Raw genomic sequence first — 21,980 nt, forward strand, 5'->3', positions numbered from 1 at the left:
TTAAAAAGTTAACAAAACCTTAAATTCAGTTTCCAAAACTAGTGTACCTTTGCGCTATGAAACGATTTATCGCTGAAACCATTGGCACATTCGGACTTGTTTTTTGCGGCACCGGATCAATCGTAATTAATGAGGTAACACTAGGGACTGTAACTCATCCCGGAATAGCCGTTACTTTTGGATTGATTGTAATGGCGATGATTTATGCGTTTGGCGATATTAGCGGAGCTCACATCAATCCTGCAGTCACCATCGCTTTTGCGTATGCAAAAAAATTTCCTTGGAAAGATGTTCCTTTGTATATCCTTGCACAATTACTAGGAGCCCTTCTGGCGAGTGGCTTTATACTCTTGCTTTTTCCCGATAGTGAAACTTTGGGAGCTACCCTGCCGCAAATAGCAGTATGGCGTGTCTTTGTTTTTGAGATTTTGTTATCCTTCTTCTTGATGGTCGTTATTATTAATGTCTCTACAGGTTCAAAAGAGATTGGAGTGATCGCCGGTATTGCCATAGGCGGTGTGGTACTTTTGGAAGCAATGTTTGCCGGTCCCATAACAGGAGCGAGCATGAATCCGGCACGATCCATAGGTCCTGCAGTGGTGTCTTGGAATTTACAACATCTTTGGGTTTACATTGTCGCCCCCGTTATAGGATGCTTGCTTGCTGTTGTGAGTTGTAGGTTGGTAAAAGATGATAGCTGCTGTGACACAAACTGTTAATCTTTTGTTTAAGTATTAGATTTAATCCTCAAACGGTTTTAACTTTACGAAAAAGTTGAAATCATGTTCGCGTTTCTAAAAAAATTTTTCGGAAGAAAGAAAAAAGTCAAGGGCTTTGAAGTGTATCGTTTGGTCCGTATCAACAAGAAATTTTCCTACAGAAATCTGGGAAATTAATGCGTTGATACGTTTCTATGAAGATATTTACACTACATGCCAAACAACGACTTCCTATCTCAAAGCAAGAGGCTTGGGATTTTCTTTCAAATCCGGCAAATCTAAAGGTCATCACCCCGGACTATATGGGTTTTCACATCCTGTCCGGAGCAGATCGATCCATGTATGCCGGTCAGATCATCGAGTACATCGTCACCCCTGTTCTTAACATAAAGACTAAGTGGGTGACAGAGATTACGCACGTAAAGGATACAAGTTATTTTGTAGACGAGCAGCGCTTTGGACCCTATTCCCTTTGGCAACACAAACACTTTATTAAAGAAGTAGAAGGTGGCGTAGAAATGGAGGATATTATTCATTACAAGTTGCCCTTCGGAATTGTTGGCCAATGGCTCCACCCTTTCCTTGTTAAACCTAAACTAGATGAAATCTTCAGCTATCGCAAAGAAAAGTTAGAAGCGCTCTTCGGAAAATTATAAATTATGAAGAAATCAATACTGCTCATTGGAGGTTCCTACGGTATAGGAAAGGAAATCGCTCTATTGCTAAAAGATACACACGATGTCCACATTGCTTCTAGGAGTAATGAATCTATTCCTGAAGGAACCACGCACCATACCTTCAATGCGCTGGAAGATGATATCACTAAACTCGAGCTCCCGGACGCCCTCCACGGATTGGTATATTGTCCCGGCAGCATCAATCTTAAGCCCTTTAAGATGCTATCACCAACAGATTTTCAAGAGGATATGTCGGTTAATTTTTTCTCCTTGGTAAGGATAACACATGGACTGCTACCCAAACTAAAAGCAGCAGAATCTGCCAGCCTCGTCTTCTTTAGTACCGTAGCCGTTAAGGTTGGGATGCCTTTTCACACCAGCGTTGCAGCTGCAAAAGGGGCTATAGAAGGATTTGCAAAAGCATTGGCTGCAGAATATGCCCCCAATATTCGAGTCAACGTCATCGCCCCGTCGCTCACAGATACACCGCTTGCCAAGCGATTGTTATCCAATGCTACTAAAAAGGATACCATGGCGCAGCGCCATCCAATGCAGCGTGTAGGTACGGCCGGAGATATTGCGTCGATGGCTTCGTTTCTGCTGGAAGATAGGGCTACCTGGATCACCGGCCAGATTTTTGGTGTAGACGGTGGGATGTCAACATTAAATACGCAATAGTTTGGCAGATCTAGTAAATATTTTCTGGTTTCGGAGAGATCTTCGCCTAGACGATAATGTAGGGTTTTATAAAGCACTGCATGGCAAGCATCCGGTCCTCCCGATTTTTATTTTTGATACCGAGATCTTGGATGAACTTCCTAAGGACGATGCGAGGGTTAGTTTTATTTTTAATACGCTTCAGAAGATGCGAAAAGAACTGCAAGAGCATGGAAGCAGCATTGCTTTGTATCATGGAACCCCAAAGAAAGTTTTTGAGCATATCCTTTCAGAATTTAATGTCGCAAATGTCATCACCAATCACGATTATGAGCCCTACGCCAGATCAAGAGATGAAAAAGTGCATAGCTTCCTTTCAGAAAAAGAGATTGGATTCCACACATTTAAGGATCAAGTGATTTTTGAAAAAGATGAGGTTGTTAAAGATGACGGGGATCCATATATCGTCTATACACCTTACATGAAAACGTGGAAGGAAAAATTTAAGAATGATTTCGACCTCAACGTCTATTACACGTCTCAACACATGGACGCACTCTTGCAGCACTCCCGGCTGCCAAACCTAAGTCTTTCAGACATGGGGTTTGAGCAATCTAAAATAGAGGTGCCCGATTATGATGTAACCCCTACCACCATTCAGGATTATGAAGAGAAACGTAATTTTCCCGCAGAGGATGCCACTTCGCATTTAGGACCTCATTTACGTTTTGGCACGGTTAGTATTCGGAAAATGATCAAAAAAGCGATTGCCGAAAAGAACGAGACCTTTTGGGAAGAATTGATATGGAGAGAGTTCTTCATGCAGATACTTTGGCATTATCCCGAAACGGTGAAGAATGCCTTTCGTAAAAAATACGACAGGATTACTTGGCAGAATGACGAAGAGCAGTTTGAAAAATGGAAACAAGGAAAAACAGGATATCCGTTAGTGGATGCAGGAATGCGACAATTAAAGGAAAGCGGATATATGCACAATCGAGTGCGGATGGTGGTAGCCAGTTTTTTGTGTAAGCACTTGTTGATCGACTGGCGATGGGGGGAAGCGTACTTTGCCGAAAAATTACTGGATTACGAACAAGCCAGCAATGTAGGTAATTGGCAGTGGGCTGCCGGAAGCGGTGTGGATGCCGCACCTTATTTCAGGATCTTCAACCCCACCACTCAAATTGAAAAATTTGATAAGCATCATACCTATATAAAAAAGTGGGTAGCAGAGTTTGACACCAATAGCTATCCAGAAAAGATTGTCGACCATAAAGAAGCTCGCGAAAGAGCATTGTCTACGTATAAAAAAGCAGTGTCCTAAACTTTTTGTAGGAATTTTCTAAGATTTTTAATTATTTATCCGATTAATTACATATATTTATCGATATAATTGAATATAAGGTAGTTACATAACCCCCAAATGTATGCTTATGGAAACCTATGACAATCAATTCACCAACGGTGAGATTACCGTTACTTTCGAACCCAGAAAATGTATCCACGCCGAGAAATGTGCCAAGGGCCTTTCAGAAGTTTTCAGAACCACAGTAATACCTTGGATCGATCTGGACGGTGCCGAGACCGAAAAGATCATTTCGCAAATAAAAAAGTGTCCTTCCGGTGCGCTACATTTTTGCTATAACGACGCCTTGGTTTCTGTTAAATAAATTTTAATTAGGGCTTAATTTTGGGTTGTTTAGTACAATTTTTCTACTCTTGCAGTGTTAAGTAACGATAACAAGCCTAACACGAAACCTATGAAATTAAAACTAACGACACTTCTCCCCTTTCTTTTTTGTGTCTTTATGATACACGCACAAGAGGAAGCGCAAGAAACACTTACCAATTCGTTGGAAGACCAATTTGTGGATGTAGTAGATAATTCTAACAATTATCAGGACTACAAAGTGATCAAAAAAACGAAGATCAACAAATTGCGCGAAAATATCATGGATTCCATCGCTGCTCTTGAAACCGAAATTCAAACTTCTGAAACTTCCTTAGATCAACAGAAAAATAAGATTGCGTCCCTAACACAAGAACTTGCCAAGACGCAGGAAGATCTTGCTCTCTCACGAAAAAAAGAGAATGGGATCGAGCTTTTTGGTATGCTTACTGAAAAATCTACCTACAATACCATCATGTGGTCTATTATACTAATACTTCTATTGGCGCTAGGCTTCTTTATCTACAAGTACAAGAATAGTAATTCGGTTACCAAAGAGGCGCAGTTAAAACTTGCAGAAACAGAGATAGAATTTGAGGAACACAGACAGAAGGCCATCGAACAACAACAGCAACTGCGTCGGAAACTTCAAGACGAGATCAACAAGAATCGCAAATCGAAATCATAAAAAAAGCCTCCGATTGGAGGCTTTTTTTAGGCTTCGATCCTGGTGATCTTGGCACCAATGGCTCTGAGGCGGGTATCTATATTTTCATTCCCCCTATCTATTTGTTCTATGTTATGAATGGTACTCGTTCCTTTCGCAGACAAAGCTGCGATCAATAATGAAATCCCGGCCCGAATATCGGGCGATACCATAGTGGTAGCTTTAAGCGTAGAGCTAAAATTGTGTCCAATGACAGTAGCACGGTGTGGGTCGCATAAGATGATCTTAGCTCCCATGTCAATTAATTTATCGACAAAGAATAATCTGCTTTCGAACATCTTTTGATGAATGAGAACACTTCCCTTTGCCTGTGTACACACGACCAGTACAATACTCAAGAGATCCGGAGTAAAGCCGGGCCAAGGCGCATCTGCTACCGTGAGAATGGATCCATCGATATACCCTTGTATCTCGTATTCATCTTGTGAAGGAATGTAAATATCATCTCCTTTCTTTTCCAGCGTAATACCCAATTTTCTGAAGGTATCCGGGATTAATCCAAGATTTTCCCAGCTTACATCTTTTATTGTGATCTCACTTTGGGTCATTGCCGCCAGTCCTATCCAACTTCCTATTTCTATCATGTCGGGAAGGATTCTATGCGAGCAACCTCCCAATTTTTCAACACCTTCTATGGTAAGTAGATTAGAGCCCACACCCTGTATCTTGGCCCCCATCGCATTCAGCATTTTACATAATTGCTGCAAATAAGGTTCACAAGCTGCATTGTATATAGTGGTAGTCCCTTTTGCAAGAACTGCTGCCATTACGATATTCGCCGTTCCGGTCACCGAAGCCTGATCCAATAACATATAGGTACCTGTAAGTCCGTTAGGCGCCTCTACTCCGTAGAATCGTTCTTCTTTATTGTACCTAAATTTGGCTCCCAGATTAATGAACCCTTCAAAATGGGTATCCAAGCGGCGACGTCCTATCTTATCACCTCCGGGGCGCGGGATGTACCCTTTTCCGAAGCGACCCAACAAGGGTCCAACAATCATGATCGAACCGCGAAGTGAACTCCCTTCCTTTTTAAAAAGTTCAGATTCCAAGTAGTCCAACTTAAGGTCATCTGCTTTAAACGCAAATTTCCCCTTGGCCAGTTTTTGGATCTTAACACCTAAGTTCCCCAAGATGTCTATAAGTTTATTGACATCACGAATATCCGGTATATTTTCTATAATTACCTCGTCTGAAGTAAGTAATACGGCACACAAGATCTGCAAGGCTTCATTCTTCGCACCCTGCGGACGAATTTCACCTTTTAACTTGTGACCGCCCTCAATTTGAAAAGTTCCCATATGTTGTGCGCGTGCTTTTTAGTAACGTTTTCGGTTACGGTTTCCTTTGTAGTTCTTTTTACCGGAGGTATTTGTATTGCTGGTACTGAATCGTTTCTTGTTCTTCAACAAGTCGTGCGGTTTCGACAAATCCTCATCGCTATTTTTCAAATTGATCTTCCCTTCGGAAAGTTCAAAAAGGTGTTGAAAGATCACGTCATCTTCCACAGTATCCTTATTCCAATTTAAAAAACACTTCTTCATATGGTTGGCAATGGTAAGGATCAATCCTTCTTTCTTATCGCCTTCCTCCCAGCTGTTAGCTACATCGATCATACGTTTGATGTTGTTTCCGTAGAAGCGATACTTAGGATGATTTTGCGGATACTTGAGCGGCTGTGGCCGTTCCATCAATTCTTCTCGAGACGGCTTATCGAAGGGAGAGTCCACGTCCAATTTAAAATCGGATATGATGAACAATTGGTCCCATAATTTATGCTGAAAATCGGGTACGTCCCGTAAATGCGGATTGAGATTCCCCATCACTGCAATGATGCTTTTGGCCACTTTATTGCGTTCTTCTTTGTCCTCTTTTGAAATGGCGTAGTCGACCATTTTTTGGATGTGCCGCCCGTACTCAGGAATGATCAATTGCGGACGATCTGTATTGTATTCTAAATTATCTATCAAAATAGTGTAGTTAAATGGAAAGTTTGTACTCTGAAGTAAATCTTGATTGCAAAATACTAAATTTATAATGAAATAACCCCTTCGACATTAGAAACTTCAAGATATTTCTCAATCACCGCATCGGGAGATGCCATATTCACTTTAATCGATACGCTGGTGTAGTTCCCTTTGGAAGAATCACGCGTATGGATCACAGCTTCAGTACCATCGAAGATTGCTTCTATCTCTGCAATTTTTTCCAGTTCGGCAGGGACAATGAACTTAAATAAATATGGGGCCGGCCATACGGTATCATCGCTGAGTTGCTGTTTTAAACGCTCGTAAAACTCTTGGGTGTTCTTATCTTGTTTCATGGAGTACTTCTAGGGAATGTACCGACAAAGATACACTTTAGGTCTCAATAATATTTACGTACTTTGTATAAAATTGAAACGATTGAAAACGAAAAGAATTGTGATTTCCGGAGGACCGGGTTCCGGAAAAACCACCTTAATTAGTCATTTGGAAAATTCCGGCTATGCCTGTCTGCACGAAATTTCAAGAGATGTGATTCGAGAGGCCCAAAAAGAAGGTATTGCGCAGCTTTTCCTAGAAAACCCTATCCTTTTCAGCAAAAAACTTTTGGAAGGACGTTTAGCGCAGTTCCACAGTGCCAACGAATATGATGCTACACGTTTTTTGTTCTATGATCGCGGAATGCCCGACGTTACAGCTTATATGGACTATGTGCGATCACATTATCCCGAAAATTTTTCCGAAGTCTGCCAAACACATCGCTACGATGCTATTTTTCTTCTACCTCCCTGGGAAGCTATATATGAGCAAGACAATGAACGCTACGAATCGTTTGCAGAAGCCGAAAAGATCTATCGGTTTCTAGTGGAAGGGTACCAAAAATACGGATATTCCGTGTACGAAGTACCTGTTGGATCTGTCGAAAACCGAAGTGAGTATATACTAAGTCATCTGGAAAATAGCTATTGAGTACACCACATCAAATCCTCGCCACCTATTGGAACTATGTCTCCTTCAAACCCATGCAGGAAGCGATCATTACTTCTGTATTGGATGGCAAGGACACGGTGGCATTATTGACCACCGGCGGGGGTAAATCCCTATGCTTCCAAGTACCGGCCATGGCCTTGGAGGGAATATGTATAGTGGTCTCTCCTTTGGTTGCTTTAATGAACGATCAAGTAAAGAACCTGCAAGAAAAAGGAATAAAGGCTTTAAGTATTACGGGCGGTCTTGCTTTCGAGGAGGTTCGCACCCTTCTGGATAATGCGATCTACGGAAATTACAAATTCTTATACCTTTCACCGGAACGTTTACAGCAAGAGGTCGTTCAGAACAGTTTACGGCAGATGAACATCAACCTAATTGCGGTAGATGAAGCACATTGTATTTCACAATGGGGGAATGATTTTCGTCCGGCTTACAGGAATATCACTGTGTTGCGCGAACTGCATCCCTTAGTACCCGTAATTGCGCTTACGGCAACTGCTACACCGGAGGTTCTGGAAGATACAATTGCACAGTTGCAAATGGAACTTCCTGCCGTGTTTAAAAGTTCTTTTGTTCGCGAAAATCTTTCGTATCAGGTCTATTTTGAAGAGGATAAACTCTACAGACTGGAGCAACTGTTAAAGAAGAACACCGGATCTGCCATTGTATATGTACGAAGCAGAAACACTGCCGTTGAAACCGCTACACACCTTCAGAATTTAGGAATCTCCTCATCATTCTATCATGGAGGAATTTCGAAAATCGACCGAGAAGAACGCTTGCGTGCCTGGCGAGCGGGTAGTATTAGTACCATGGTGGCAACCAATGCCTTTGGCATGGGAATAGACCATCCCGATGTGCGCTACGTGATTCACATACAACTCCCGGAAAGTTTGGAAAGCTATTTTCAGGAAGCGGGACGCGCAGGACGGGACGGACATTTCGCCAATGCCATTGTATTGTACAGTGAATACGATAAAACACTAATTAAGAAACAATTTATAGCCTCCCTTCCTACGCCAAAGGACCTTAAGCAGCTGTATCGCACGCTAAGCAACTATTTTCACGTTTCGTATGGTGAGGGTGAATTTACACAGCACAATTTCAATTTTACCGAATTTTGTGCTACCTACAGTTTAAATTCCTTGCTTACCTATAATGGCTTGAATACATTGGATCGATTGGGCGTGCTTCAATTGTCTAAAGAGTTCGGAAGAAAATCGAAATTACAGTTTTTAGTCCCTTCAGAAAAAGTGCTTGACTACTTTAAGAAGGACATACTTGCCTCGGTGATTGGTAAAACCATTCTACGCCTGTACAGTGGTATTTTCGATACGGCGACCTTTATTAACCTGGAACTGGTCGCTAAGAAATCCGGACAACCTATTCAAGAAGTGCTTAAAGTGCTCAAGCAATTAGAACGTGATGCCCTTATCGACTTAATGATCTACGAAACCGATGCAACGATCACCTTTCTTGTGCCCCGAGAAGATGACAAGACCATCAATGTAGTGGCAAAGGACGTTGAAGTGCTTCATGCAAAGAAGCAGGAACAGGTCAAGGCTGTGCTACGGTATGTAGAGAACGATAGTCTTTGCCGTAGCATCCAACTGGTTTCCTATTTTGGTGAAGAGACCCTTTCTCCCTGCGGAATTTGTAGCGTATGTGCCTCACAAAAGACAACAACCAATACCAAAGAAACAAAGGTAATAGCAGCAGCGATCCTTCAATTATTGGAAGAAAATGAGATGAGCTCGCGAGTCATTTCAGAAAAGCTTACATTCGCTGAAGCAAAAGTACTATCGGTGCTTCAGTTGTTGCTGGATTCAGAAAAAATAAAAATGAACACCAAACACCAATATTTTATAGTGTGATGAAAGACCTTCGGATTGTATTTATGGGAACTCCGGATTTTGCCGTAGGTGTCTTAGAAAAATTACTCGAGGCCGGTTGTACGGTCGTAGGTGTGATCACGGCGCCCGATAGACCTGCGGGTCGCGGCCGAAAGGTTAGTGAGTCGGCAGTAAAAAGCTTTGCACAATCCCAAGGCTTAAACATTCTACAGCCAACCAATTTGAAGTCTGAAGATTTCTTAGCCGCATTGACCCAATTAAAAGCCGATCTTCAGATAGTGGTAGCATTTAGAATGCTCCCTAAGGCTGTTTGGTCCATGCCGAGACTCGGAACATTCAACTTACACGCTTCGCTATTACCACACTATAGGGGTGCCGCTCCCATTAATTGGGCCATCATGAATGGGGAGACAATAACAGGGGTCACGACCTTTTTCATCGATGAGAAAATTGACACCGGAGCGATAATTGCTTCCGAAGAGATATGCATTTCGCCAAGAGAGACCGCAGGAAGTTTGCACGATAGACTCATGGAATTGGGAAGCGCACTTGTGGTAGCTACGGTTGAGAAGATTGCCAAGGGTACGGTACAGACCACACGCCAACCTGAATCATCTTCTTATAAAGAGGCACCAAAACTAAGTCCTGAGAATACGCGTATCGATTGGAGCTGCAGTGTATCGCAAATTGATGCTTTTATAAGAGGCTTATCTCCTTATCCCGTGGCTTGGACTCTATTAAACAATAACGGTGAAGAACTGAAGGTGAAGATCTATGAAGCAATGCCCGAAAACATGACGCATGATGATTCACCGGGAAGTATTCACACAACCAAAAAGGAGCTAAAGGTAGCGACTAAGGACGGCTACCTTATTATTAAAGAATTGCAATTGCCCGGGAAGCGCAGAATGCCTGTAGCAGATCTTTTAAATGGGTTTCCAATAGCTGAAGACGCTAAAATGATGTGAAGCCTTGCTGTTATTGCTATCGTTAAATTGATAGAAAATGCACCCTCTTTATTAACAAAGGTTCTAAGTTATCAACAAAAACGCGGATTTACCGCGTCATTACTTGCATGGATGGATAATCCGATTAAATTTGTAGAGCAATTAATAGAAGTTTAACCAACAATTTTAATTTAAACAGTAAACTATGAACAAATCAGATTTAATCGATGCAATGGCAGAAGATGCCGGAATCACAAAAGCAGCCGCTAAAAAAGCCTTAGAGTCTTTCCTTGGAAACGTTGAAAAGTCCCTAAAAAAAGGAAATAGAGTATCATTAGTAGGTTTTGGATCTTGGTCAGTATCTAAGAGAGCTGCCAGAGACGGAAGAAACCCACAAACTGGAAAAACTATCAGAATTGCAGCTAAGAAAGTAGTAAAATTCAAAGCAGGTTCTGAACTTGCAAATGCTGTAAACTAATTAAAGTACTTTGTATCTATTTGAAAACCCTCTGTAGCATTGTTACAGAGGGTTTTCTCTTTTATGTCCCATAGTTTCAAGGGCAGATGTTGTTTATTCAAAAATTAATACTTAGATTTAAATAACTAAAACCCAAAGATGACATCATTAAAACCAACCAAAGGAGTCCTTCTGGTGGCCGAACCTTCTATTATAGGTGACGTTTCCTTCAATCGTTCGGTGGTGCTGCTAGCCGAATACAATGAATCCGGATCTGTTGGGTTTATTCTAAACAAGCCATTGGAGTATCGCTTAAAAGATTTTGTGCCAGAGGTGCAATCCAATCTTATGGTATACAATGGGGGGCCTGTAGAACAAGACAATCTGTATTTTATTCATCGTATCCCGGAACTGATACCGGATAGCATCGAAATCTCCAACGGAATCTATTGGGGCGGTGACTTTAATGCAATAATTGGGATGTTGCAAGAGGATAGGCTGCGCGAAGATCAAATTCGATTCTTTTTAGGGTATTCGGGTTGGGACAGCAATCAGTTAGATCAGGAATTGGAAGTGAACAGCTGGGTGGTCGCTCCTAATAACTATAAAAATGATATCATTGGAAAATCGTACTCTAATTTTTGGAAAGAGAAAATGATCGAATTTGGAGGAGATTATGTAATTTGGTCTAATGCTCCTGAAAACCCTATCTACAATTAGCCTAAGCGCGCTTTTACGTTAAGTTTTGCCAGCAAGTCTTTTGCTACTGAAACACCATATTCCTTTTTTCTATATGCCGAAATAGGCTGAATACCCATGATGGTATTTGTGATAAAAATCTCATCGGCTTTTTGCAGCTCGAAGGGAGAAACCGAAGCTTCTTCAAGGATATAGTCGGGCATCTGTGCTACAATGGCCATGATCTGCTTTCGAAGAATCCCATTGAGACAACCATCCTCCAAGGGCGGCGTTTTGATCTTATAACCATTCACTAAAAAAATATTGCCATTTAGCGCTTCCACTACCTGTTTCTTTTCGTTGAGTAGGAAACAATTGGCATACTCATTTTCTGAAGCATAAATACTACCCAACACATGAATGGTCTTTGCCGTAGTCTTAAGGGTAGCAAGCAGTCCGGACGTTACATAATGGTCCTTGTATAGTTCGACGGTATAAGGCGCTTCGTTTAGTATATAAAAAGGAGTTGTTAATAGCTTGGCAACAATAAGATAATCCACGTCATGTGTTTCAGGAGTATATTTCCCTCCTGGTTTTCTCCAAACCAACAATTTAACGCGAAAGGCCGATCCCTGTTCTTTTTGAGCGGCAATCGTTTTTTGGATCTCATTTTCCAAGAATTCCATTGTAAAATCCATGGGTATCTCCATACGCAGGATGCGCATGGATGCCATCAATCTAAAATAGTGGTCTTCCCAAAACAGGATCTTTCCGGCAGAGACCTTTATGGTTTCAAATACGGCGTCGGCGTACTGTAATCCCCTGTTGGAGGCAAGCGCATTCTTTTCGAAAGTATCGTCGATGATTCCGTTAAAATTGATCATAAAAAAGCCGTTTCTTTAAGATTGGAAACGGCGCAAAGATACTATTATTTATCGCGAACCTAAAGCAAGGGCTGAAGGATCTACTAAGCGGAACCTAAAATTTGCTTTAGGTTAGAGATCATATTTTCCCACAACATTTTCCCTTCTTCAATCTCGTCCTCTTCCGCAAAGTCGGTTACCATCAAAGAAACATCCTTGGTGATCTCATCGACCTGAATGCGCAGTTCGAAATAATAATCGGTTTCCTCATCATCCACCCATTTGAACTTGATGCGCTCACCACTTTTCTTTCCCAGCAGTCGTGCTTTTTCTTCGCTGCCGGACCAGATAAATGTGAAGTATTCACCTCTGGAATTTACATTATCTGCGTACCATTCGCTCATACCGGAAGGCGTTGAAATGTACTGGTATAAAAGAGAAGGCGAAACATGTATAGGAAACTCCATCTCGTATTTAATCTTGTCGTCCATAGTTTTAGTTAGCTGCTGCCCAATATAAATATTTTAATTTTAACGGATAAATGAAAGCGACATTTTTTTATTGAAATGAAGATCAAAAAAATGAAACTAAACTTTGCGCCCCATGAATTTGTTTCTATCTTTGCCGTCGCAAAATACGGCGAGGTAGCTCAGGTGGTTAGAGCGTCGGATTCATAACCCGGAGGTCACGAGTTCAAGTCTCGTTCTCGCTACAAAAAACCCTTCCGTTCGGAAGGGTTTTTTTTTATTTCAGCGCTTTTAAGAGTGCGTCAAAGTCGAGTTGATCTTGCTCTCCGGACTTCATGTTTTTAAGGGTATACTTTCCATCCTCCATTTCAGTCTCACCTGCCAAGACAACAAACGGAATATCGCGCTTGTCTGCGTATCCCATTTGTTTCCCCATTTTTGCTTCATCGGGATAGAGTTCAGCTTGTATGCCCTCGGTTCGTAAATGGGTGATAGCTTTCATTGCATATAGTGCTTCCCGCGGACCAAAGTTTAAAAACAAGACTTTTGTGCCTTCCGAAACTGTTTCAGGAAACAGGTTCAATTCTTCAAGTACGAGATAGATTCTGTCCAGACCAAAAGAAATGCCTACGCCGCTTACCTCCTTTAATCCAAAAATACCGGTAAGGTCATCGTAACGACCACCGCCACCAATACTGCCCATAGCCACACCTTGAGGTGCCGATACTTCAAAAATAGCACCGGTGTAATAATTCAATCCTCTTGCCAACGTTACATCTACCTCTAAGGTAGCGGTCTTTAGTTTCAACTCTGAAACCGTATTGACGATAAACTCCAATTCGAATACTCCTTTTTTTCCTGTTTCTGAAGTACTTAAAAGTTCACTCAGCAGTTTCAGTTTTTCTGAAGCATCTCCTTTGGCTTCAAATAGCGGTTGTACTTTCTGTAAGGCCGCTTCCGAAATTCCTTTGGAGCGCATCTCGTCCTTAACGCCTTCTTCACCTATCTTGTCTAATTTGTCTAACGCTACCGTAAAATCGATGAGCTTATCGGTTTCGCCTATTACTTCAGCAATACCGCTTAATATCTTTCGATTATTGAGTTTAATGGTGACGCCCTCCAATTTCAGCTTAGCGAATACGGTATCGTACAATTGAACGAGCTCCACTTCCTGCCACAGCGAATCACTGCCAACAACATCGGCATCACACTGAAAAAATTCTCTAAAGCGCCCTTTCTGGGGACGATCGGCACGCCAAACCGGCTGTATTTGGTAACGCTTAAAAGGAAAGGTGATCTCGTTTTGATGCTGAACTACATAGCGTGCAAAAGGCACCGTTAGATCATAGCGCAAGGCTTTCTCTGAAATTTTTGCAGTTATTTTAGTACTGTCTTTTTCAGCATAAAGAGTGTCATCCACTTTCGCAAGATAATCGCCGCTATTCAAGATCTTAAAGATCAACCGATCCCCTTCCTCTCCATATTTTCCCATAAGCGTTTCGCTGTTCTCGAAAGAAGGTGTTTCAATAGGCTGAAAACCAAAGGCTGTAAAACTTCCTTTTATGGTGTCCATGATGTAGTGGCGCTTTGCAACTTCTTGGGGAGAAAAATCCCGGGTTCCTTTAGGTATGGAGGGTTTTTTAGACACTTGTTGAATGATTGGTTTATTGGAGGGATAGATATGCAGATACCTAATGTCCCGAACCAGAAATTAATTACCTTGCAAATATCTTAAAATAATGATGAAATTGTAACTTTATGGACATATTATAGTCTAACGAAATACCAAACCTCTTCTTTATGTTTTCACTCTTTCGGGAAAATGTTCGTATCGCGCTGGATTCCATAAAAAGCCAAATGCTTAGAACGGTTCTTACCATCGTTATCATTGCGATAGGAATTTTTGCTTTGGTGGGTATTTTAAGTCTGGTCAAAGCATTAGAGAATACTATTTCCAACGATTTTGCGTCGATGGGAGCGAATACTTTTAACATTCAACAGTACGAATTCAATGTCCAACGCCGAGGGAGCGGGGAACGGGAAAAGATCAATCCTATTATTAGTTATGACAATATTCGGGAATTTATCGATGTGTATGATTTCCCTTATTCTCAAACATCGGTGAGCTTTCGAGGTACGGGTTCGGCGGAAGTGAAATTCGAGAGTGAGAAGACAGACCCCGAAGTTCAAGTCTATGGCGTGAACGAGCATTATTTGGAAAATACGGGAACCAAGGTCGATCGCGGGCGGGAATTTACTTTTTTCGATATTCAGAATAACAACAAGGTATGTCTTATTGGATCGGATTTTGTCAAGAGTATTTTTAAGAATGACGATCCCCTTAACAAGACCATTAGTATTCGCGGCGTAAAGTTTAAGGTAGTGGGAATTTTGGAATCCAAAGGGTCCACCTTTGGAAATAACCAAGACCTCAAAGTACTAATTCCCATTCAGGTCGCACGGGGTATTTTTACCGACCCGAATATCAATTATACCATTAGTGTGATGGTGCAGGATAAGGAAATGATGCAAGGGGCTCAGGATGCAGCCATTGTATCCTTCCGAAATGTACGAGGTTTGAATCCTGTAGAAGAGAATAATTTTGGCATCGAGCGTAGTGACGACCTCATTAATCGTATTGGGCAGATCACGGGCGTTTTGGAGATTTCGGCATGGATCATTAGCATTATTACCATTCTAGGGTCTTCCATTGCGCTTATGAACATCATGCTGGTTTCGGTTACCGAACGTACTCGGGAAATTGGCGTGCGAAAAGCGATGGGCGCCAAAAGCTCCACCATCTCTACACAATTCTTTATGGAAACTATTGTGATTGGTCAGTTTGGTAGTATTCTAGGGATTCTGTTAGGTGTTGTCGCCGGATTCGTGATCGCCAAGATCTTTGAGTTTGATTATTCGCTCCCGTGGGCGGCCATGCTCTGGGCCACACTGATCACTTTCCTGGTAGCCGTGATCGCAGGCTCCTACCCTGCTGCAAAAGCAGCGAAATTGGATCCCATAGAGAGTTTGCGCTACGAATAATGGCGAAACGCCGGTTGAATTGTAGTGACAACGTGGGAGTAAACTCTTATTGCTGAAGCAAGTTGCTGAAAAACGTATAGAGTTCCCCTTTCGTAATGACCGATCCTTGTTGGATCAAGTCAAAGATATCTCCATGCTTGTCGTTCGAATATTCCTTCGAGGCTTGAAGAAACTCTACAGTATCTGAAGCATAGTTTTGTTGAAGCCAGCGGTATCCTTCGGGCGTTGTAATATCTTTAGTCGTATCGGTTACCTTTACAACGATCAAGCGCATCTTCGTGGCTTCTAATTTAAATAGGAACAGTTGCTGAGGCGATATGTTCTCCAGATAGCCAGCTTTGGACAACACCCCTTCCCAAATGAGATCGCTAAAAACGTCCAACTCCTGTTCGGCTACTTCGGGTTGCTTCTCCTTAATAGAGGCCCATTCCTTTGCCGTAATAGATTGTGTTGCCAGGAAGTTGATGAATTCGGGATGTAATTCTTCAAACTGTTCTTTTGTAAGTCGGGTATATTTCATAGTATGTAATAAAAAAACCCTCCGAAGCTTTCACAGGGAGGGTTTTATATGTTTTGGTCAACAAATTACTTTGCTTCCGCTACTACGTCGAATGTGAAGTTTGAGATCACATCTCGGTGGAAGCGAATTGTCGCTTCGTATTGACCGGTACGCTTAATGCTACCCCCCAATATTGAAATGTATTTCTTCTCGATAGAAACACCTTCTTTTTCCAAAGCTTCCGCTAGATCGGCATTGGTAACAGATCCAAATAATTTGTCACCTTCTCCTGCTTTAGCAGACATTTTTATTTCAAGACCGTTCAATTTATTAGCCTCTTTTTGAGCATCTTCAATAATCTTCTTTTCTTTGTAAGCACGTTGCTTTAACGTCTCTGCCAACACTTTCTTCGCAGAAGGAGTTGCCAACACAGCGTGCCCGTTAGGAATCAAGAAGTTTCTTCCGTATCCACTCTTTACAGTCACTACGTCGTCTGCAAATCCTAGGTTCTCTACGTCGTTCTTTAATATAAGTTCCATAATCCTATCTGCTTTTTATTTTAATAAATCGGCCACATATGGCATTAGTGCCAAATGACGCGCTCTCTTAACGGCAACAGCCACTTTGCGTTGGTATTTCAACGAAGTTCCTGTTAAACGCCTTGGTAAGATCTTACCTTGTTCGTTCACAAACTTCAATAAGAAATCCGGATCTTTATAATCCACATACTTAATACCAGACTTTTTAAAACGACAGTATTTCTTAGCTTTAGACGTCTCAATGTTCAAAGGAGTAAGATATCTAATCTCTCCGTCCTTTTTTCCTTTTGCTTGTTGTTGTAAAGTTGCCATGATTATGCGGTTTGTTTGTTACGGTTTCTTCTCTTCTCTGCCCAAGCGATCGCATGCTTGTCTAAAGTAACGGTAAGATAACGCATGATGCGTTCATCCCTTCTAAACTCAACCTCTAAATCGTTGATAGCGTCACCGGGAGCGGTGTGCTCGAACAAATGGTAAAAACCACTCTTTTTGTGTTGAATTGCGTAGGCTAATTTCTTTAACCCCCAATTCTCTTTTGATATCATCTTAGCACCTTTAGAAACAAGAATATCTTCGTATTTCTTAACTGTTTCCTTTATCTGTTCTTCAGATAAAACGGGATTTAAGATGAAAACAGTTTCATAATGATTCATAAAAAATCGTACTTAAAATTATTTATATACTCATGGCGCTTTGCCAAGAGCGTGCAAAAATACTACATTAATTCTAATTTTCAAACCCTTATTAAAATACTTTCAAAACATGGTTTTTTTCCTACACAAAAAGATAAAGTGTGTAATTTTCACGACAAATGTTAAAAAAACTTGCCATTCATCGATTTTTTACTTATAATTGCTGTATTATTAAACTAGCTAACAGTGGATAAACCAATACTTAAGTGTGCTATTGTTGACGATTCGACGTTGCAGCGACTTTCCATCGTCAAACTTATTGAAAATCATCCATCTCTAAATTTGGTAGCCGAATACAACAACGCTATTGAAGCGAAAATGGGGTTGGCCACTACCGAGATCGATCTTATCTTTCTGGATATTGAAATGCCTATTCTGTCCGGTTTTGACCTTTTAGATGACCTTACCCACAAACCACAGATCATCTTTGTGACGGGTAAGACCAAATACGCTTTTAAAGCGTTCGATTACGATGCTGTCGATTACCTTCGGAAACCGATCTCTAAAGAGCGTTTCCTAAACGCAGTGCACAAAGCGATCACCAATTACAAGCTTAAGAATGACGACGGATTTGACGAGGAAGACTTTATTTTTGTGAAGAGCAACCTTAAAAAACGAAAAGTATTCCTTAACGAACTTCGGTACATCGAAGCTTTGGGTGATTACGTAAAGCTTGTCACCGAACACGATGCGCTTGTAGTCCTCTCTACTATGAAGGCCTTCGAATCCTTATTACCGGAAGATCGCTTCTTACGTATCCATAAATCGTATATAGTGAATCTGGACAAAGTGGAGCGTTATAACAGTAAGGTGATCGAATTAGATAAAGAGCAGTTGCCGCTTAGCAGAAACCGAAAAGCTGACTTGGTGGAGGCGCTTGCCGCTAGCATCCGTTCTTAAAAGGTATCAACATCTATCAACACGCGTACTGTAGAGAATTCTTTCAGTGAATTAAAACTTCGCTGCACTCCATCTATATATGCTTTTGTTTTTTTCAAAGAGAGTGTCTTAGGTACTTTCACCAGAATATTGGATATATATTTATTCCTAATTCGTGCAACCGGCGGCGCTACGGGGCCTAGCACATGTTCTTCCAACTTTAGCTCCAATGCACGCCCATACCAAGCTGCGGCTTGTTGCATCTTATATTGATTCTTATCCTTGAACGTGATTTTTATAAGTCGGTGGAACGGCGGATAATGGTATTGATAACGTTCTTCTATTTGCTGTTTGTACATTCCTTCATAATCATTCATACTAACCTGCTGCAGGATTTGATGGTACGGATTATAGGTTTGGATCAATACCCTACCGCGTTTTTGTGTACGACCTGCCCTACCCGAAACCTGTTGTAATAATTGAAAACTTCGCTCATGTGCTCTAAAATCGGGGAAGTTGAGTAGATTATCTGCATTCATCACCCCTACCAGACTCACATTCCTGAAATCCAGTCCCTTTGCCAACATTTGTGTTCCTACTAATATGTCGATCTCCTGATTTTCCAATGCATCGATCAATTTTGCATAAGCGTATTTCCCTTTGGTGGTGTCTTGGTCCATTCGGGCAATGCGATGATCGGGGAATAAAACAGAAAGCTCAGATTCTATTTGCTCTGTTCCAAAACCCTTCGTATCCAGCGTTTCGCTACCGCAGGCCATACAGCTTATGAGCATTATCATGTGATACCCGCAGTAGTGACAGCGTAACTCATTTTTATGTTGATGATAGGTTAAGCTTACATCACAATTGGGACATTGAGGTGCTATGCCACAGGTAGTACATTCTACAACAGGAGAGAATCCTCTTCTGTTCTGAAACAACATTACTTGTTCTCCATGACCCAATGCTTCGGACATCTCTTTCAATAACTGATCACTAAAATGACCTGTCATTTGTTTTTTTCGATGCTTTTCCTTGATATCAATAAGGGTTATTTCGGGCATGAGCACATTCCCATAACGTTTCTTTAAAGACACCATACCATATTTATGAGTCTTGGCATTGTGATAGGTTTCTATGGCTGGTGTCGCAGAACCCATAATCACTTTGGCGTTATGTAATTGCGCTAAGACAACGGCACTGTCACGACCGTGATAACGAGGGGCGGGACTGTATTGCTTAAAAGAGGGTTCGTGTTCTTCATCCACGATCACCAATCCTAAATTCTGAAAGGGCAGAAAAAGAGACGAACGTGCACCAATAACGATTTGGACTTTCGGTTTCATATCCAACACATTGTTCCATACCTCCACCCGCTCATTAATAGAGTGTTTAGAATGATAGACCGACACCCGTTCGCCAAAATAATTTTGAAGCCGGGAGATCAATTGGGTCGTTAAAGCGATCTCCGGCAACATATACAAAATTTGTCTTCCGCTATCCAGCAGTTCTTCCATAAGGCGCACATAGATTTCTGTCTTGCCACTGGAAGTAACACCGTGCAATAAGGTAACTTCGTAGGATTCAAAGGAGGTTTTAATATCATTAAACGCCTGCTCTTGTGCAGGATTCAATGTCTTGATGGCCGCTGTATCCGCTCCGGAATATTCAATTCGGTCTTTTTGAATGTAGAATTCTTCAAGGATTCCTTTGTCAAGCAATGTTCTAAGGACTGCTGCCGAGGCATCACTTTTTTTCTGAAGTGTGATTGAGTCCACCGGTCGCTTTTGCTGTGACGAAAGCATAAAGAGTGTCATCAATACCGCACGCTGCTTCGGAGCACGGGTTAGAAGGTCCAGCAACTCTTTTAAGTTCTCTTCTTCGGAATAATGCGCACTAAGTTTAATGTAGCGCTTTAATTTGGGGGTATACTGCTCGAACACTTCTTCTTGAACTTGGATCACCCCTTTCTGAAGCATGGTTTGCAACACTCTTACTACATTGCTTCGGTCCAAGATCGACCGAATATCATTTATATGCAGTGCGGACTGATGCTGCAATGCCTCATAAACCAAGAACTCCTCATCAGAAAATCCGGATTCGTCTACTTCCTTTTCCGAAGCTAACATCACTATGGTTTCACTCTCCAGTAAAAATGCACTTGGCAAAGCCGCCCGAATTACCTCCCCAAGGGTACACATATAATAATTAGCCATCCACTCCCAATGACGTATTTGAGTCGTTGTAATGATGGGTGACTCATCCAAGATCTGGTCAATCGATTTTGTTTCATAACCCGGTGGATTATTGGCATAGACAGCATAAACGATTCCGGTGTATATTTTGGACTTACCGAAGGGTACAGCCACCCGCATCCCCTGTTCTAAAAATGCCGCTTCATCTTTGTTCACATGGTATGTGAACGCTTGTTTTAAAGGAATGGGTAATATGACATCTATAAAATACACAACTTGTAATGGCGGCACCCTGCCAATTGTTTTGGTTTAAGATTAAAGGTTTCCCGTAATTAAATGATAATTCCTTTGTAAAGCATAGGAGCTAGAACTATTTTATAAAATTAAAAAAGGCCATCCATTTAATAGACGGCCTTTCTCATTACTTATAAACAAGTATTATTTTACGCGATACCAGAATTGGGATCGCCCTAGTAAGGAAAATCCTATATAACCTCTTACTTTTAGCTTATTAGGCGCTTCTAATTCAATATAACATTTGTACAATTTTCCGTTCTCGGGATCTAAAATGTGTCCGCCGTTGTATTCATCACCATCCTTTTCAAGTCCGCGAATAATAGTTAGACCCAAGATCTTTTTGTTCTTGTCGGCGCCTTCACATTGATCGCAGACAGCGTCTTGTCTGTCTTTATTCAAGATCTCCACAACTTTTCCATACACCTTTCCGTCTTGTTCGTAGATCTCCACCACCGATTTGGTAATGCCGGTCTTATCGTCTACTGTCTTCCATTTTCCAAGGACACTTTGGGAGTGCACGCCAGCTGTTACGAAAGCAAGAACAAATACTAAGATCAAATTTTTTATCATCCTGTTTTCTTAGTTACCAAGCATGGCTTTTTTCAACTTGCTATCCACCGGGTCATTCCCCATCCAAATACCAAAAAGTGCTCTTTTGAATTTCATTCCGGAAATAGTGCCAAGTTCTTTACCATTTTTATACGCGACAACGCCTTTCCCCTTTTGATAGGTAATATCGAAGGTGTCATCTTCTACGATCTCATCATTAAAGAATTTTATGAACTTTTGTATCTCTGTGTTTAAAGAAGAGGTGTCACCACCCATCGAAGCATCAAATCCTTCTTCCACGGCTTCTTTCATCGCATCGCTGGATACAAAACTAGAAGTGATGACCAATCGAATGGCCATGGTCTCATCGGCATTCATGATGGATTTGGCGTCGCTTGATTTTTTTGTAAGGTATAATCCGCCGGAATACAATTTAAGTATCATCGCCTTTTTTCGAATACCGGCGCCATTCAACACCAAATCGTCGCCGCCAAAGCTAAGCGTATTAGGCAAGGTGACACTGCCAACCTGGGTTTGTGCCATGGACACATTCACGGTGACCAAAGCAATAATAAGTACAAGTAGATTTTTCATGA

General features: G+C 41.5%; 26 protein-coding genes and 1 tRNA gene. 14 read left to right on the forward strand and 13 right to left on the reverse strand.

The window, feature by feature from the left end; all coding sequences use genetic code 11:
* Window positions 1-56: 56 nt before the first annotated feature.
* The 6 genes from AACZ11_RS06400 (at window position 57) to AACZ11_RS06425 (ending at window position 4,413) form a co-directional block, all read left to right on the forward strand.
* Entirely contained in the window at window positions 57-719 is a 663-nt protein-coding gene (locus AACZ11_RS06400; protein ID WP_290624930.1) for an MIP family channel protein, read from the forward strand.
* A gap of 194 nt (window positions 720-913) precedes the next feature.
* Window positions 914-1,375, forward strand: a complete 462-nt coding sequence (locus tag AACZ11_RS06405) for an SRPBCC family protein (protein WP_290624931.1) — start codon at window positions 914-916, stop codon at window positions 1,373-1,375.
* A gap of 3 nt (window positions 1,376-1,378) precedes the next feature.
* Window positions 1,379-2,074 (forward strand): SDR family oxidoreductase, encoded by a 696-nt coding sequence (locus tag AACZ11_RS06410; protein ID WP_290624932.1) that lies wholly within the window; start codon window positions 1,379-1,381, stop codon window positions 2,072-2,074.
* Between the two features lies 1 nt (window position 2,075).
* Window positions 2,076-3,380, forward strand: a complete 1,305-nt coding sequence (locus tag AACZ11_RS06415) for a deoxyribodipyrimidine photo-lyase (protein WP_290624933.1) — start codon at window positions 2,076-2,078, stop codon at window positions 3,378-3,380.
* Window positions 3,381-3,489: 109 nt separating this feature from the next.
* On the forward strand, window positions 3,490-3,726 hold the full coding sequence (locus AACZ11_RS06420) for a (4Fe-4S)-binding protein (RefSeq protein WP_290624934.1): 237 nt from the start codon (window positions 3,490-3,492) through the stop codon (window positions 3,724-3,726).
* A gap of 90 nt (window positions 3,727-3,816) precedes the next feature.
* Window positions 3,817-4,413 (forward strand): tRNA (guanine-N1)-methyltransferase, encoded by a 597-nt coding sequence (locus AACZ11_RS06425; protein WP_290624935.1) that lies wholly within the window; start codon window positions 3,817-3,819, stop codon window positions 4,411-4,413.
* A gap of 26 nt (window positions 4,414-4,439) precedes the next feature.
* Here the strand turns inward: AACZ11_RS06425 and murA are convergent, their stop codons facing one another.
* The 3 genes from murA to AACZ11_RS06440 form a co-directional block, all read right to left on the reverse strand.
* Window positions 4,440-5,753, reverse strand: a complete 1,314-nt coding sequence (murA, locus tag AACZ11_RS06430; protein ID WP_290624936.1) for a UDP-N-acetylglucosamine 1-carboxyvinyltransferase — start codon at window positions 5,751-5,753, stop codon at window positions 4,440-4,442.
* A gap of 18 nt (window positions 5,754-5,771) precedes the next feature.
* Window positions 5,772-6,422, reverse strand: a complete 651-nt coding sequence (locus AACZ11_RS06435) for a DUF4290 domain-containing protein (RefSeq protein ID WP_290624937.1) — start codon at window positions 6,420-6,422, stop codon at window positions 5,772-5,774.
* Window positions 6,423-6,484: 62 nt separating this feature from the next.
* On the reverse strand, window positions 6,485-6,775 hold the full coding sequence (locus AACZ11_RS06440; RefSeq protein WP_290624938.1) for a DUF493 family protein: 291 nt from the start codon (window positions 6,773-6,775) through the stop codon (window positions 6,485-6,487).
* Between the two features lie 82 nt (window positions 6,776-6,857).
* On the opposite strand from AACZ11_RS06440, the gene AACZ11_RS06445 reads away from it, so the two are divergent.
* From AACZ11_RS06445 to AACZ11_RS06465, 5 genes are all read left to right on the forward strand, one after another.
* A complete protein-coding gene (locus tag AACZ11_RS06445) occupies window positions 6,858-7,406 on the forward strand; it encodes an ATP-binding protein (RefSeq protein WP_290624939.1) in 549 nt (182 codons plus the stop codon).
* Window positions 7,403-9,301: an ATP-dependent DNA helicase RecQ gene (locus AACZ11_RS06450; protein ID WP_290624940.1), complete on the forward strand. Its 1,899-nt coding sequence runs from the start codon at window positions 7,403-7,405 to the stop codon at window positions 9,299-9,301. The genes AACZ11_RS06445 and AACZ11_RS06450 overlap by 4 nt, the downstream gene beginning before the upstream one ends.
* On the forward strand, window positions 9,301-10,248 hold the full coding sequence (fmt, locus tag AACZ11_RS06455) for a methionyl-tRNA formyltransferase (protein WP_290624941.1): 948 nt from the start codon (window positions 9,301-9,303) through the stop codon (window positions 10,246-10,248). The genes AACZ11_RS06450 and fmt overlap by 1 nt, the downstream gene beginning before the upstream one ends.
* Before the next feature lie 184 nt (window positions 10,249-10,432).
* Complete coding sequence (locus tag AACZ11_RS06460) at window positions 10,433-10,705, forward strand: HU family DNA-binding protein (protein WP_034258561.1); 273 nt, start codon at window positions 10,433-10,435, stop codon at window positions 10,703-10,705.
* A gap of 138 nt (window positions 10,706-10,843) precedes the next feature.
* Window positions 10,844-11,404 (forward strand): YqgE/AlgH family protein, encoded by a 561-nt coding sequence (locus tag AACZ11_RS06465; RefSeq protein ID WP_290624942.1) that lies wholly within the window; start codon window positions 10,844-10,846, stop codon window positions 11,402-11,404.
* On the opposite strand, the gene AACZ11_RS06470 is transcribed toward AACZ11_RS06465, so the two are convergent.
* Window positions 11,401-12,246, reverse strand: a complete 846-nt coding sequence (locus tag AACZ11_RS06470) for an aminotransferase class IV (RefSeq protein WP_290624943.1) — start codon at window positions 12,244-12,246, stop codon at window positions 11,401-11,403. The genes AACZ11_RS06465 and AACZ11_RS06470 overlap by 4 nt on opposite strands.
* Window positions 12,247-12,329: 83 nt before the next feature.
* A complete protein-coding gene (locus AACZ11_RS06475; RefSeq protein WP_034258565.1) occupies window positions 12,330-12,716 on the reverse strand; it encodes an START-like domain-containing protein in 387 nt (128 codons plus the stop codon).
* Between the two features lie 147 nt (window positions 12,717-12,863).
* Between AACZ11_RS06475 and AACZ11_RS06480 the strand changes: the two genes are divergently transcribed.
* Window positions 12,864-12,937: transfer RNA gene (locus AACZ11_RS06480), tRNA-Met, on the forward strand.
* A 32-nt stretch (window positions 12,938-12,969) separates the two neighbouring features.
* On the opposite strand, the gene hisS is transcribed toward AACZ11_RS06480, so the two are convergent.
* Window positions 12,970-14,340: a histidine--tRNA ligase gene (gene hisS / locus AACZ11_RS06485; RefSeq protein ID WP_290624944.1), complete on the reverse strand. Its 1,371-nt coding sequence runs from the start codon at window positions 14,338-14,340 to the stop codon at window positions 12,970-12,972.
* A 152-nt stretch (window positions 14,341-14,492) separates the two neighbouring features.
* Here hisS and AACZ11_RS06490 point away from each other — a divergent pair, with 152 nt between their 5' ends.
* On the forward strand, window positions 14,493-15,734 hold the full coding sequence (locus tag AACZ11_RS06490; RefSeq protein ID WP_290624945.1) for an ABC transporter permease: 1,242 nt from the start codon (window positions 14,493-14,495) through the stop codon (window positions 15,732-15,734).
* Between the two features lie 46 nt (window positions 15,735-15,780).
* Here AACZ11_RS06490 and AACZ11_RS06495 read toward each other — a convergent pair whose 3' ends face one another.
* From AACZ11_RS06495 to rpsF, 4 genes are all read right to left on the reverse strand, one after another.
* The gene (locus AACZ11_RS06495; RefSeq protein WP_290624946.1) at window positions 15,781-16,254 is read right to left on the reverse strand and encodes a DUF6495 family protein; all 474 of its coding nucleotides are present in this window, start codon (window positions 16,252-16,254) and stop codon (window positions 15,781-15,783) included.
* A 65-nt stretch (window positions 16,255-16,319) separates the two neighbouring features.
* Window positions 16,320-16,772, reverse strand: a complete 453-nt coding sequence (gene rplI / locus AACZ11_RS06500) for a 50S ribosomal protein L9 (protein WP_290624947.1) — start codon at window positions 16,770-16,772, stop codon at window positions 16,320-16,322.
* Between the two features lie 15 nt (window positions 16,773-16,787).
* Window positions 16,788-17,084, reverse strand: a complete 297-nt coding sequence (rpsR, locus tag AACZ11_RS06505; protein WP_034258573.1) for a 30S ribosomal protein S18 — start codon at window positions 17,082-17,084, stop codon at window positions 16,788-16,790.
* Between the two features lie 2 nt (window positions 17,085-17,086).
* On the reverse strand, window positions 17,087-17,425 hold the full coding sequence (gene rpsF, locus AACZ11_RS06510) for a 30S ribosomal protein S6 (RefSeq protein WP_290624948.1): 339 nt from the start codon (window positions 17,423-17,425) through the stop codon (window positions 17,087-17,089).
* Window positions 17,426-17,650: 225 nt separating this feature from the next.
* On the opposite strand from rpsF, the gene AACZ11_RS06515 reads away from it, so the two are divergent.
* Window positions 17,651-18,364: a LytTR family DNA-binding domain-containing protein gene (locus AACZ11_RS06515; protein WP_034258576.1), complete on the forward strand. Its 714-nt coding sequence runs from the start codon at window positions 17,651-17,653 to the stop codon at window positions 18,362-18,364.
* Here AACZ11_RS06515 and priA read toward each other — a convergent pair.
* From priA to AACZ11_RS06530, 3 genes are all read right to left on the reverse strand, one after another.
* On the reverse strand, window positions 18,361-20,829 hold the full coding sequence (priA, locus tag AACZ11_RS06520) for a primosomal protein N' (protein WP_290624949.1): 2,469 nt from the start codon (window positions 20,827-20,829) through the stop codon (window positions 18,361-18,363). The genes AACZ11_RS06515 and priA overlap by 4 nt on opposite strands.
* Window positions 20,830-20,976: 147 nt before the next feature.
* On the reverse strand, window positions 20,977-21,405 hold the full coding sequence (locus AACZ11_RS06525) for a DUF2147 domain-containing protein (protein WP_290624950.1): 429 nt from the start codon (window positions 21,403-21,405) through the stop codon (window positions 20,977-20,979).
* Window positions 21,406-21,414: 9 nt separating this feature from the next.
* Window positions 21,415-21,978: a chalcone isomerase family protein gene (locus AACZ11_RS06530; protein ID WP_290624951.1), complete on the reverse strand. Its 564-nt coding sequence runs from the start codon at window positions 21,976-21,978 to the stop codon at window positions 21,415-21,417.
* Window positions 21,979-21,980 lie beyond the last annotated feature (2 nt).

The sequence above is a fragment of the uncultured Altibacter sp. genome, assembly GCF_963972995.1.
GTDB lineage: Bacteria > Bacteroidota > Bacteroidia > Flavobacteriales > Flavobacteriaceae > Altibacter.